The following is a 12,818-nucleotide window of genomic DNA, read 5'->3' as shown; positions in this document are numbered from 1 at the left end:
TCAGCCCCCCGCCTGCCCGGGCCAGCCGCAGCTGAGCCCCTGATTCTGCGCGGCAAGCCAGTCGAGCAGCGGGGTGAAGTACTCCACCAGCGGTGCAGCACTCATCTGGCGCGTGCCGGTCAGTGCCTCCAGGCTGTCCTGCCAGGGCTGACTGGCGCCTAGCGCCAGCATCGCACGCAGCCGTTGGCCGGCAGCGGCATTGCCGTAGATGTCGCAGTCATAGAGCGGCCCCTCGTGTCCGGCTGCCTCACACAGGGCTTTCTGGAACTGGAACTGCAACACGAAGGAGAGGAAGTAGCGGGTGTAAGGCGTGTTGCCGGGGATGTGGTACTTGGCGCCGGGATCAAAGTCGTCGGCTGCGCGGGGAAGCGGCGGTGCCACCCCCTGGTAGCGGGCCCGCAGCGCCCACCAATCGCTGTTGTAGGCAGCCGGTGGCGTGCGTCCGGCGAAGACGTCCCACCGCCATTGATCGACCAACTTGCCCCAGGGCAGGAAGGTGATCTTGTCGAGTGCCAACTTCATCTGCTGGTTGATGACCGCCTCGTCGCTGATCGTGGCCGACCCCACCAAGCCGACCTTGGCGAGATGCGCTGGCGTGAGGCTGAGCGTGATGGTGTCGCCAATGGCCTCGTGAAAGCCATCATGAGCTCCGGTCTGGAACAGCGGCGGCAGGTCGTTGTACATCAGGTAGTAGTAAACATGCCCGAGCTCGTGATGAATGGTGGTCAGCTGTTCCTCGTCCGGCTCGATGCACTGCTTGATACGCACGTCGCCCTGGTAGTTCATGTCCCAGGCGCTGGCATGACAAACCACCTCGCGGTCGCGCGGCTTGACCAGCAGTGACCGCGCCCAGAAGCTGTCGGGCAAGGCCGGAAAGCCCAGTGAGGCGTAGAAATCCTCGGCGATGCGGGTCATCTCGATGGCGATGTCACGATCGGCCGCCTGCTCCATGTCGGCCAACTCGAGCGCTGTCGGCGTGCCCTTGAAATCGGCCTTGCGCGCGGCCAACGCGGCGTCGCGGCGCGCCACCAGCGGGGTCGTGACATCCAGGTCGCCGATACCGGGATACGGGGTCATCAGGGGATACAGATTGGCCCACTGCTGCGCCCACATATTGCCGAGCAGGTGGGCGGGGATCAGCCCGTCCGCCGGCACCACCGCTTCACCGTAGCGCTGGCTCAGCCGCGCCCGCACCTGACAATGCAGCGCCTCATAGAGTGGCGACACTTCCGACCACAGCCGTTCCACTTCACTGGCGAAAGCGTCGGCCGGCATGTCATACCCGCCGCGCCACACTTCACCCGCATCGGCGGCCCCCATCTCGCGGGCGCCGGTGTTCATCAACTCGACGAAACGCACATAGTCGTCGCGGATAGGACGTGCGGTCTCATGCCAGCCTGCCCAGGCGGCAGCGATCTCGTCCGGGGTGTGATCCAGATCGACATTGTTGATGACCTTCTCGATTTCGGGCAGCGACAGACAGGGCAGGTCGCCATCCGGACACCACTTGGCGGCACCGTAGTTGGCTTCCATCCGCGCCATCAGCTCGGCCAGTTCGCCCTGCAACGCCGGCGCCGATGGAGCCGGCGCCGCGACATTGCGCAGCAGCATGAGGGCACGCGCGGTGTCGGCCTTCAGGCCGTCGACCCCGACAAAGCGCTTGGCCGCCTCTAGATTGCGCGCGGACTCCCTCAGTAGTTCCTCGCCGGCTGCCGCTGACAGCCGCTGGCTGTCGTCGTTGATATAGGTCGCGGCCACCCAGAACGCCGCCGACAGACGTGCGGCATTGTCGTATTGATAGCGGTTGATATCGGCCACCAGCGCGTCTGCCTCGCCTGGCGTGGGGATGGCCGGCGTTGCGGTAGCCGGCGCTGTGGCGCCGTCATCACCGGAGCGACATCCCGGCAGACACAGAATGATCAACAGGGCGACCGCGAACTTCGACATGAATCAGGACTCCTCGACAGGGGAACGCGCCAGCCGCGCCACCGGGCGCGCCAGCAACAGCATCAGCAGGCCGGTACCGCCCACCACCCAGACGATGGTGGCCAACCGTGCGGGCATCTGCGCCAGCGCCTCCTGGCCGAAATGACCGGCGATCAAACCGCCGATGAGGTTACCCAGTGCGGTGGCCATGAACCAGGCGCCCATCATCTGGCCGACCATGCGGCGGGGCGCCAGTTGGGTCACCGCCGACAGCCCCACCGGCGACAGGCACAGCTCGCCCGTGGTGTGGAGCAGATAGGTGAGAATCAGCCAGGTCGGCAGGACCTTGTCACCCGCCATCACCGCGTGCGACGCCACCCACAGCACGGCGAATCCGGCCGCCAGCTGCAACAGCCCGAGGGCAAACTTGAGCGGCGTTGACGGCGCCAGATTGCGCCGCGCCAGATGCACCCAGAGGGCGGCGAACATCGGCGCAAACAGGATGATGAACAGCGGATTCACCGACTGCAGCCAGCTGGCGGGCATCTCCCAACCGAAAATCATGCGGTCGGTGTAGCGCTCGGCAAACAGGTTGAACGATGAGCCGGCCTGCTCGAAGCCACTCCAGAACACTGCCGAGGCCACGAACAGCACGGCGATGACACCGACCCGACGCTTCTCCAGCCCGTCGAGCCCGGCGAACAGCATCGCCCAGAGGAAAAACAGTGCCGCACCACCGATGATCACCCCCACCGCGTGCTGTGCCAGCCGTACCGGATCGATCACCCACCAACCGCCGAGTGCGGACAGCACCATCGCCAGCAGCAGCGCCAACCCGGCCCAGACCGCAATGTAGTCGCGACGTCGTGCTGCCGGGGCTTCTGGCGACGGGTGCTGCCCGGCCATGCCGAGGTGCCGTCCGGTCAGATGGAACTGCGCAAGCCCCAGCAGCATGCCGACACCGGCGGCAGCGAATCCGGCATGCCAGTTCACTTTCTCGCCCAGCCAGCCGCAGATCAACGGCCCCAGGAATGCGCCAATGTTGATGCCCATGTAGAACACCGAGAACCCGGCATCCCGTCGTGCCCCGCCCTGCGGATACAGCTCGCCCACCAGCGTGCTGATGTTGGGCTTGAGCAGGCCGGTACCGATGACGATGAGCACGAGGCCGACATAGAACGTCGGGACTGCCGGCACCGCCATTGTGAAGTGCCCCAGCGTGATGACGATACCGCCATACCAGATGGCTTGCCGCTGCCCGATGATGCGGTCCGCCACCCACCCACCGGGCACGGCCAATAGGTAGACCGCCGCCGTATATAGCCCGTAGATCGCGGTGGCGGTCGCGTCATCCAGTCCGAGCCCACCAGTCTCCACTGCTGCCACCATGGCCAGCACCAGGATGGCGCGCATCCCGTAATAACTGAAGCGCTCCCACATCTCGGTGAAGAACAGGGTGGCCAGCCCTCGTGGCTGACCGAACCAGGTGGCGGACGGCATGGACGGCAACTCCGGTGGTGGCGGGCGTGGCTGCAAGGTGCGGCAATTGCCCGAGCGGGTCAATGCGACTTCAGTTCCCCAGCAGGGCCCGTACCACCGCCACCACCGCCGCCAACCCGAGGCCCATCAGCACGACCCACAACAGCGCGCCGCCGATGCGGCGCCCCAGCTGGCGAGCGGGCGCTGCGGCGGGTGGCGGGTCGAGGGCATCCAGATGCGCCTCCAGCAGCCGGAGGTTGCGCGTATTGGCCTTGAATGCCATGTCGGCCAGGTCCCCCACCCCAGGCAGCAGCCCCAGCAGGAAATCGATGCCCACATTGCCCAACATCCGCACTACCAGTCGGCGCGGGGCGCCCAGCACCACCGCCTGCTGTACCGCATAGGCGGACAGCGCCAGCCCCAGCAGGTCGCCGCCAAGCGGTATCAACCCCAGCAGCGATTCAACACCGAAGCGGAAACGGGTCCCCGGAATACGGAAGCGCTCGTCCAGCCACCAGGCCAGTCGCCGCAGGCGTTGGCGAGCGCGTCCGGCGGCCTCGGCAGCCTCTGTCATGGGTCCGCCGCCCGCTTGGTTTAGACTTTTCATCGAATAAGCGTAAACGACCACCGGTCACCGGTGGCGCTCACAGGACCGGTCCGGGAGGGCCACAGGGGAATGGCAGGCACCATTGCAGGCATGCTGTATGCGCTGGCCTGGGCGATCTTTCGCCCATTCAGTCGCTATGTCCGCTACCGGACCATACCCACACCGCTGGGTGATCAGCTGAAACTGGACCCGAACAAGCCAGTCGTCTACGTGCTGGCCACGCGGGACTGGAGTGACCTGTTCGTACTCGACCGCATCTGCAGTGACCTCGGGCTGCCGCGGCCGGCACGTACCGGCGCTGATTTCCCCACGGTGAACCGTCCGGCCGTGGTGTATCTGCCGGCGCTGCTGGAGGAACGCCGTCAGGCAACCGAGTTGTCGACCCTGATCGAAACCGCGGCCAGCACCCGCGATTTCGATGCCCAGGTGGTCCCGGTGTCGGTGTTCTGGGGCCGCGACCCGGGCTCGGAAACCAGCCTGTTCCGGCTGCTGTTCGCCGACAGCGTGCAGGCCGGCCGCATTCGCAAGCTGTTCATCATGCTGGCCAACGGCCGCAGCGTGCTGGCCAACTTCGGGCTGCCGCTGCCGTTCCGTGAATACATGGACCGCGCGCCGAATGCGGCGCTGGGTCAGCGCAAGCTCACCCGCGTCCTGCACTTCCACTTCCTGCGGGCGCGTACGGCGGCCCTGGGGCCGACGCTGCTGCGTCGCCAGGTGGTGGTGGACGGCCTGCTGGTCAGCCACGGTGTGCAGGCCGCCATCGAGGCCGAGGCTGCCAGCGGTGAGGGCAAGCACTCGGAGATCCTGCGAAAGGCGCGTCGCTATGCGGAAGAGATCGCCGCCGACTATTCCAATGCCAGCATCAACCTGCTGGAACGCTTTCTCGGTGGCATGGTGTTCAAGCGCGTGTTCCGCGACATCGATGTCCGTGGGCTGGAGCGGGTCCGGGAGTGGGCCCAGGGGCACGAGATCATCTACGTGCCCTCGCATCGCAGTCATGCCGACTATCTGCTGGTGAGCTATGCGCTCTACCACGGCGGCCTGGTGCCGCCGCATATCGCCGCCGGCATCAACCTCAATTTCTGGCCGGTGGGGGGGTTGCTGCGCCGCTGTGGGGCCTTCTACATGCGCCGCACCTTTGCCGGCAACCGGCTCTACACCGCCGTGTTCCGCGCCTATGTCGATGCCCTGATCCAGCGCGGCTACTCCATCGAGTTCTTCCCGGAGGGCGGTCGCAGCCGAACCGGGCGGCTGCTGGCGCCGAAGACCGGCCTGATGTCGATGATCGTGGAGGCCAGCCTGCGGCAGCGTTCGCGCAAGGTGGCGCTGGTACCGGTGTTCATCGGCTACGACAAATGCTGGGAAGTGGCGAGCTATTCGAAGGAACTGCGCGGCGCCCAGAAAACCAAGGAGTCGGCCGACGGCCTGCTGAAGGCGGGCAAGATCCTGTCGAAGAGCTATGGCAAGGCCTACATCAACTTCGGCGAACCGGTGTTGCTGCAGGACCATGCCGACCGCCACCTGCCCGGTTGGCGCGACACCCTGGTGGCCGACAGCGATGCCAAGCCCGAGGGGTTCAAGCGCTTCGTCAGCGACCTCGCCTTCGAGACCGCGCAGCGGACCAATGCGGCTGCCGTGGCCAATCCCAACGGCCTTGCCGCTGTCGCATTGTTGGCCAGCCCGCAGCGGGTCGTATCCCGCGACGAGTTCATCGAGCAGATCGGCCACCTGATCTGGCTGCTCAAGGGGCTGCCACTGGGCCCTGACCAGGTGCTCCCAGAGTCGTCGCCCGCGGCAGTGGTGGACTGGGCGGTGCCCATCGCGCGTATCGCCAGGGTCAGCCACCCCTGGGGCGACGTCTACGGCGTCGCCGGGCGTGATGCGGTGCTGATGACCTACAACCGCAACAACATCCAGCACTTGTTCGCCATCCCCGGCCTGATCGCCAACCTGTACCGGACCCGGTGGCTGCTGAGCGAAGAGGCCATCGTCACCGGCGTGCGGGCGCTCTATCCGTTCCTGCGTACCGAGTTCTTCCTGCCCTGGCCGGCCGAAGAAGTCGAGACCGTGACCCGGCGCTGCCTCGACGTCATGCTGCAACTGGGGCTGCTGGAGCGCGAGGACGACCATCGTCTGCGCCGACCGGAGGTCACCAATCCGTCGTACTCCACCTTGTCGATGCTGGGGCGGGTCATGGGCGAGACCCTCGAGCGCTACTGCATGACCGCCCTGCTGCTCGCGGATGAGCGACGCAATCAGCAGAAGTTGCCGCGTGAGCGCTTCGAAGCCGACTGCCGACTGCTCGCGGAGCGTATGGCGCTGCTGACCGGTCGCGACGCCCCGGAGTTTTTCGACAAGACGCTGTTCCGCGGGTATCTCAACACCCTGATTGACGTCGGCCTGGTGACCGAGACGGCCGAGCGGACCCTGGCCGTGGATGCCCGTATCGACCGCATCGCCGAGCGTTCGCTGGAACTTCTGTCCGATGAAGCCCGTCAGACGCTGCTGCAGCTGCTGCAACGGCGCAAACCCGGCAGTGGCGACGTCGAGGCCCCGGCGGACACCAACGGGAGCCGCTAGAATCAACGATTGGTCGGACGCCAGACAGCCCGACATGCTTTTCCCATTCACCCTCCGCAAGGAATCTCCATGTCTCACGCAACACGCCTGCTGGCCATCGCGGCCGTCACCGGCCTGATCTCGGCCTGCTCGCCCAATGGCGCCCCCGACTCGACCGGCGGCGGTGCCGTCACGCTGGAGTCCGATGCCCAGAAATTCGGCTATGCCATCGGCATCGACCTTGGCACCTCCCTGGCTCCGGTCAAGGACGATGTCGATATCGCCGCGCTCAAGGCCGGTCTCGACGATGCCATCAGTGGCGCCGAGCCCAAGCTTGATGACGCCGCCCGCGAGGCGGTGAAGAACACCGTCGCCAAGGCCATGCAGGAAAAGCAGATGAAGGAACGCGCTGAAATGGCGAGCGCCAGTGCCGAGAAGGGCAAGGCCTACCTGGCCGAGAACGGTGCCCGTGAGGGTGTCACCACCACCGAATCGGGCCTGCAGTACGAAGTGCTGACCGCCGGCGAAGGCGCCAACCCGACCGCCGAGGACAGCGTCACCGTCCACTACCGCGGCACGCTGATCGACGGCACCGAGTTCGACAGCTCGTACGCGCGCGGCGAGCCGGTGACCTTCCCGCTGGCCAACGTGATCCCAGGCTGGACCGAGGGCGTGCAGCTGATGACGCCGGGTGCCAAATATCGCTTCGTGATCCCGGCCGAGCTGGGCTATGGCGAGCGCGGTGCCGGCGCCAAGATCGGCCCCAACGAGACCCTGGTATTCGAGGTCGAGCTGATCAGCATCGGCGACGCGCAGGCCGAGTAAGCCGGCACGCAGTCACGACAACGGCCGGCCTCTGCGCCGGCCGTTGTCGTTTCCGGCAGCGCTTGCACGATTCGCGGTCCGCCGACAATCCCGGCAGGCTGTCGGCATGAAAGGTTACCGGGTGCTCGTGCTGCTGCTGCCGCTGCTGTGGGCGGTCGTCGCCTGCGACCGCGGACACCCGGCACGCATGCTTGAGGACTACGCCGCCCGCGTTGCCCGGGCCAGCGACCAGCCGGTGGCGCCGCTGGACTGGCCCGCCCCTCTCGCATACCCCTCGCATCGGGACCGACAACTGGCGGCACCCGAGGTGCGTGCACGGTTGTTGGAGCTGGACGACTTCAACCGCTGCAACCTCACCCAGCTGGTGGCGGAGCGCAACAGCATTCTCGGACGCTACTGGCCCGCCAGCCAGCGCCTGGACTACGAGTTGCGGTTCGCCCATCGCCTCGACCGCTGCCGGACCTGGCTGCACGCGCAGCCGGATGACACCGCAGACCCGGAATGGCGTGACCGTCTGGATACCATCGCCGCCGACAAGGCCGGCACCATCCCGGCGGTGTGGTGGCAGGTCACCTTCGACAGCGACGAGTTCAGTCGACACTTCTCGGCTGCCAACGACTGGGTCCGTGCCGATGATGCCCCGCCGCTGGCCGAGCTCGGCTGGCTGGCAGCGCGTGGTCGCGCGCTCCAGCCGCCGCCCGACGGCCTCGCACTGCCGGCGCTGGAGCAGCGGCTGCAGCAAATGGCCCTGAGCGGGTACGGCGGCGGATGGCTGCGGTCGGTGCAGGGGATGACCCTGGCGCTGAACCGTGCAGCCGATCACCTGGAGGCCATTGATCTGTCGCGGCTGTGCCCACAGCAACGCCCGACGCCGCGGGCGCGCATCCTCGAAACCGTGTTCTATCGCTACTACGCGGCGCGGGTACAGCCCTATCTGGCGCAGCTGCATCGCGACGGCAGCGCCTGGCAAACGGCGCAACAAGCCCTGTTGCAAACGGCTCCGCCACCGCCACCGGCGTTTTCGGCATTTGCCCGACTCGCCATCTGGGATCACCACGGCAGCCTGTGGCAGGCACTTGCCGTGGCGCGGGAGCGGCACACCGAGGCTTGGCAGACAGCGCTGGGGCACTGCGGGCTGATGCCCGGCAGCGCCGGCGCTAATCCGGCGGATTGAGCGCCGCGAGCGCGTCGATACTGGCGTGCCCGGGGACCGGCCGCGGTGCGGTGCTGCGGTCCGGGTGGCGGATCGCCACCACCTGACCGATGCCAAACAGCCGGGCCGCATCCAGCACCGGCCGCGAATCGTCGACGAACAGCGCACGTTCCGGATCGAAAGGGTGCGCCTGCCGAAACCGTTGCCAGAAGTCCTGGTCTTCCTTGGGCGCACCGAAATCATGCGAGCAGACCACTGTATCGAAGTGGTCGCGGAGGCCGGTATGCCGCAGCTTGAGCTGCCAGGAATCACGGTGGGCGTTGGTGGCAAGCCAGAGGCCGCGACCGCTGTGACGAACCCGGTGAAGGAAATCTTCGGCCCCCGGCAACGGCGCGATGCGATGCCGGATCTCGTGCTTCAGCGATGCCATGTCGAGACCGGTCTGGGCACTCCAGAAATCGGTGCAGTACCACGGCAGGGTATGCGCAGTCGAGGTGAACAGCGGTTCCAGACGGGCCCGCGCGCCTCCTTCGTCCAGACCATGCAGGGCGGCGTAGCGTTGTGGCAAGAAGGTTTGCCAGAAGTAGTTGTCGTAGGCGAGGTCGAGCACCGTGCCATCCATGTCGAGGATCACCAGATCCACGCGGGACCAGTCGATGCGGGCATCGCCTACACTACCGCCCCCTTCCATTCCGATCGGTGAACTGTCCCGTGACATCCGAACTTGCCCAGTGGTTACCTGCAATCGAGCGCCTGGCCGTGGAGGCTGGCGACCGCATCATGACGGTGTACCGCCGCGAAATCGAAGTGTCGCACAAAGATGACAAATCGCCGTTGACCGAGGCCGATCTCGCCGCCCACCGCCATATCGCGACAGGCTTGCAGCAGCTGACGCCGGACATCCCCCTGCTGTCGGAGGAGGGGGCCGCCACGCCGTGGGAGACGCGTCGACAGTGGAGCCGCTACTGGCTGGTCGACCCGCTCGACGGCACCAAGGAGTTCATCAAGCGCAATGGTGAGTTCACCGTCAACATCGCGCTGATTGACCACGGCCGCCCGGTGCTGGGCGTGGTCCATGCGCCGGCACTGGACGACACCTACGTCGCGGCCGAGGGTGTCGGTGCCTTCCGCCTGCGCGAGGGCCAGCGCAGCCCGATCCACACCCGCCCCTTCCCGCAACGGCCCGCGATTCTCGCCAGCCGTTCGCATCGGGACGGCCGCACCGACGCCGTGCTGGCGCGTTTCCCCGATCACGATCTGACCTCCACCGGCAGCTCGTTGAAATTCTGCCTGGTGGCGACCGGCGAAGCGGACTGCTATCCGCGCCTGGGGCTCACCTCGGAATGGGACACCGGTGCCGCACAGTGCGTGGTGGAGCAGGCCGGCGGCCGCGTGCTGCGGCTCCCGGATCTGGCCCCCCTGCCCTACAACGGCAAAGACAGCCTGCTCAACCCCGAGTTCGTGGTGGTTGGTGACCCCAGCCACGACTGGGCGCCGCTGTTCCGCGACGCCTGAGGCGCGCGCTCGCCCGCCTTCAGTCGAGCCTGACCGCCAGCAGGTCGGGGACCTGCGGGTGATCCGCCGTCGGCACGGTGCTGTCGTCGCGGATCACCTGGCAAGTCTTCAGCCCGGCCGCACGTGCCGCATCGAGTTCTTCGCCAACATCGGAGAGAAACAATACCGCTGCCGGCGGGCACTGCAGGGTCTTGAGGATCTGCCGATAACTCTCCGCCTCGCGCTTGCCGCCGACCCGGGTATCGAAGTAGCCCGAGAACAGCGGCGTGAGGTCGCCCACCGCGGTGTGCCCGAAGATCAGCTTCTGCGCCTCCACCGAGCCCGACGAGTACACGTAGAGCGCGCGGCCGCTGGCCTTCCAGGCACGCAGGGCTTCCGGGGTGTCGTCGTAGACATGCCCCTGCAGCTCGCCCTGGCGGTAGCCCTCGGCCCAGATCATGCCCTGCAGGGCCTTCAGCGGCGTCACCTTGCGATCTTCGTCAATCCAGCGTTCCAGGACGTCGGCGGCATCCTGTAGCGACAGCTCGCGATTCTCGAGCCGTTCGACTTCATCCAGCTGGCGGTGGACCTCGGCTTCGTCGGCATGGGCGCGCAGGAACGCCCGCAGATGCTGGCGGGCATAGGGAAACAGGGTTTGGTGGACGAAGTTGATTGAAGACGTGGTGCCTTCTATATCGACCAAGACGACCCGGATCATCGTTGTGCCCTCACGCCGCTGCCCCTGCATAGGCGGGAAAGCGGCTGGCGATGGGGTCGCCGGTGAAATGACCCACCCAGCCGTCGGGCTGGGTGAAGAAACGGATGGCCTTGAACAGCGGCTTCGGACCCATGTCAAACCAATGGGTGGTGTTGGCGGGCAGTTCGATCAGATCGCCCGCCGTGCACAACGTCGTGTAGACCTTGCCGGCCTTGCGGATGTAGAACACGCCCGCACCGTCGACGAAGAAGCGGATCTCGAAATCGTCGTGGGTGTGTTCGGCCAGAAATTTCTGCCGTGCCGTGGCCACGTCGGGATGGTCCGGATACATCGCCACGACATCCACCGACTGAAACCCATAGCGGGCATTGAGCGCAGCAACCGAGTCCGCATACGCCTCGAGGACGATCTCCGGCGCGGCATCCGCTGCCAGCTTGGCGTCCGCGCGCCAGCGCGCCAGCGGCACGCCGATGGCGGCCAGCTCGCGCTGGATGATGTCGAAATCCCCGGTCTGCAGCAGCACCTGGTCGGGGGCATGGTCGGGGGTGATGGTGAGCTGGGTCATCGTGTCTGTTCCTCCAGATGACAGGCAAGCATGAATTCGAGGGCCTCGACGGCGTGGCGTGCGGCGGCCACCGATTCCCCCCAGGCGTAGAGCCCATGGCCGGCAATGAGATAGGCCGGCGTTTCCGGCGTGGCCTTGAGTGCCCTATCCACCCGTGCCGCCAGCCGCGCGATGTCCTGGTCGTTCTCGAACACCGGCAGGTGGACCGTCTGCGAGGGGTCGGGGCGCCCCGGCAACACCTTCTGCAGCTCATAGCCCTGCAGGGTGATGCGATCGAACCGGCGCGACAGCACCGTGTTGGCGATGGAATGGGTGTGCAGTACAGCCCCGATGCCCGGCAAGCCGCTGCGATACAACTGCAGGTGCAGGCCGGTCTCGTAGGAAGTCCGGCGCCCGGGTTCCAGGGGCCGCCCCTCAAGGTCGGCGACCAGAAACTGGTCTTCGGTCAGCTCGCCCTTGTGGCCGCCGGACGCCGTGATCACCATGTGCTGGTCATCCAGCCGCTGGGAAAAGTTGCCGCCGGTGGCCGGCACCCAGCCTCGCTGATGGAACAGGCGGCCGGCCTCGATCATGGCCCGAATGCCAGTGGCCATGGCAGCGGCTGTTGCAGGGTCGTGTTTCATCGGGCTGGCACTCTACGTCACCCCATGTGGCGCTTCAATGACGTGTTCAACTGCAGAGACACGGTCGATACGCCTATCCTGCGCGTTCGCACACGCTCCCACCTTGCACAGGAGATTCGCATGAGCATCCAGACGCAAACCCTCGACTATCGCGACGGCGACGTCGCCCTGGAGGCCTTCGTCGCCTTCAATGACCAAACCGCAGGCCCCCGCCCGGTGGTGCTCATCGGCCACCAATGGGGCGGTCGTGACGGTTTCGTCGAAGACCATGCCCGGCGCCTGGCGGCGGCGGGCTATCTCGGCTTTGCACTCGACATGTACGGCAAGGGCGTCCGCGGCAACAGTATCGAGGAAAACAGCGCCCTGATGGGCCCCTTCATGGAGGATCGCAAGCGGGTTCGTAGCCGCATGCTGGCGGCCCTGAACACCGCCTGCGGGCTGCCGCAGGCCGATGCCACGCGGGTGGCGGCCATAGGCTTCTGCTTCGGCGGCCTGTGCGCACTCGACCTGGCCCGCAGCGGCGCCGACGTGCGCGGTGTGGTGAGCTTCCACGGGCTGCTCAAGCCCTCCGGACTGGCCGCCCACCCGATCGGCGCCAAGGTTCTGGTGCTGCACGGCGCCGACGATCCACTGGCACCGATGGAAGACGTGGTGGCGCTGCGGGCGGAACTGGATGCCGCCGGCTGTGACTGGCAGCTGCACCTCTATGGGGGCGCCAAGCACGCCTTCGCGGTGCCGGGAACCAATGTCCCCGATATCGGTGCCAAGCACCACACGGACGCCGAACGACGGTCGATCGCGACCTGTGACGCCTTCCTCGCGGAGGTGCTCGGCTAAGCCTGCCTCAGGCCCCCTGCCGGCGGTGACCG

Annotated in this window: 12 protein-coding genes; 5 read left to right on the top strand and 7 right to left on the bottom strand. The window is 66.6% G+C overall.

Features of this window, described 5'->3' with window-relative positions:
• From JN531_RS08905 to JN531_RS08895, 3 genes are all read right to left on the bottom strand, one after another.
• Positions 1-1,947: a M2 family metallopeptidase gene (locus tag JN531_RS08905; RefSeq protein WP_228348516.1), complete on the bottom strand. Its 1,947-nt coding sequence runs from the start codon at positions 1,945-1,947 to the stop codon at positions 1-3.
• A gap of 3 nt (positions 1,948-1,950) precedes the next feature.
• The gene (locus JN531_RS08900; RefSeq protein WP_228348515.1) at positions 1,951-3,426 is read right to left on the bottom strand and encodes a peptide MFS transporter; all 1,476 of its coding nucleotides are present in this window, start codon (positions 3,424-3,426) and stop codon (positions 1,951-1,953) included.
• A 70-nt stretch (positions 3,427-3,496) separates the two neighbouring features.
• Complete coding sequence (locus JN531_RS08895; protein WP_228348514.1) at positions 3,497-3,979, bottom strand: DUF4112 domain-containing protein; 483 nt, start codon at positions 3,977-3,979, stop codon at positions 3,497-3,499.
• A 102-nt stretch (positions 3,980-4,081) separates the two neighbouring features.
• Between JN531_RS08895 and plsB the strand changes: the two genes are divergently transcribed.
• The 3 genes from plsB to JN531_RS08880 all read left to right on the top strand — a co-directional run bounded on the left by plsB (position 4,082) and on the right by JN531_RS08880 (position 8,570).
• Positions 4,082-6,592, top strand: coding sequence for a glycerol-3-phosphate 1-O-acyltransferase PlsB (gene plsB, locus JN531_RS08890; protein ID WP_228348513.1), 2,511 nt, complete (start codon positions 4,082-4,084; stop codon positions 6,590-6,592).
• 69 nt (positions 6,593-6,661) lie between these two features.
• Entirely contained in the window at positions 6,662-7,396 is a 735-nt protein-coding gene (locus JN531_RS08885; RefSeq protein ID WP_228348512.1) for an FKBP-type peptidyl-prolyl cis-trans isomerase, read from the top strand.
• Between the two features lie 106 nt (positions 7,397-7,502).
• A complete protein-coding gene (locus JN531_RS08880; protein ID WP_228348511.1) occupies positions 7,503-8,570 on the top strand; it encodes a DUF3080 family protein in 1,068 nt (355 codons plus the stop codon).
• Here JN531_RS08880 and yrfG read toward each other — a convergent pair.
• A complete protein-coding gene (gene yrfG, locus JN531_RS08875; protein ID WP_275591482.1) occupies positions 8,554-9,240 on the bottom strand; it encodes a GMP/IMP nucleotidase in 687 nt (228 codons plus the stop codon). The two genes, JN531_RS08880 and yrfG, sit on opposite strands and share 17 nt — an antisense overlap.
• 20 nt (positions 9,241-9,260) lie before the next feature.
• On the opposite strand from yrfG, the gene cysQ reads away from it, so the two are divergent.
• Complete coding sequence (gene cysQ / locus JN531_RS08870) at positions 9,261-10,064, top strand: 3'(2'),5'-bisphosphate nucleotidase CysQ (protein ID WP_228348509.1); 804 nt, start codon at positions 9,261-9,263, stop codon at positions 10,062-10,064.
• A 19-nt stretch (positions 10,065-10,083) separates the two neighbouring features.
• Here cysQ and mtnC read toward each other — a convergent pair whose 3' ends face one another.
• Genes mtnC through JN531_RS08855 form a run of 3 tightly spaced genes read right to left on the bottom strand, consistent with a single transcriptional unit; the run spans position 10,084 to position 11,949 of the window.
• Positions 10,084-10,761 (bottom strand): acireductone synthase, encoded by a 678-nt coding sequence (gene mtnC / locus JN531_RS08865; RefSeq protein WP_228348508.1) that lies wholly within the window; start codon positions 10,759-10,761, stop codon positions 10,084-10,086.
• Positions 10,762-10,771: 10 nt separating this feature from the next.
• Positions 10,772-11,326, bottom strand: a complete 555-nt coding sequence (locus JN531_RS08860) for a 1,2-dihydroxy-3-keto-5-methylthiopentene dioxygenase (protein ID WP_228348507.1) — start codon at positions 11,324-11,326, stop codon at positions 10,772-10,774.
• The gene (locus tag JN531_RS08855; RefSeq protein ID WP_228348506.1) at positions 11,323-11,949 is read right to left on the bottom strand and encodes a methylthioribulose 1-phosphate dehydratase; all 627 of its coding nucleotides are present in this window, start codon (positions 11,947-11,949) and stop codon (positions 11,323-11,325) included. Before JN531_RS08855 ends, JN531_RS08860 begins: the two co-directional genes overlap by 4 nt.
• A gap of 120 nt (positions 11,950-12,069) precedes the next feature.
• Between JN531_RS08855 and JN531_RS08850 the strand changes: the two genes are divergently transcribed.
• Positions 12,070-12,786 (top strand): dienelactone hydrolase family protein, encoded by a 717-nt coding sequence (locus JN531_RS08850; RefSeq protein WP_228348505.1) that lies wholly within the window; start codon positions 12,070-12,072, stop codon positions 12,784-12,786.
• Positions 12,787-12,818 lie beyond the last annotated feature (32 nt).

It is taken from the genome of Flagellatimonas centrodinii, assembly GCF_016918765.2.
Classification (GTDB): domain Bacteria; phylum Pseudomonadota; class Gammaproteobacteria; order Nevskiales; family Nevskiaceae; genus Polycyclovorans; species Polycyclovorans centrodinii.
Note: the sequence above shows the minus strand (reverse complement) of the source record. Positions and strands in the feature narration are given on the sequence as shown.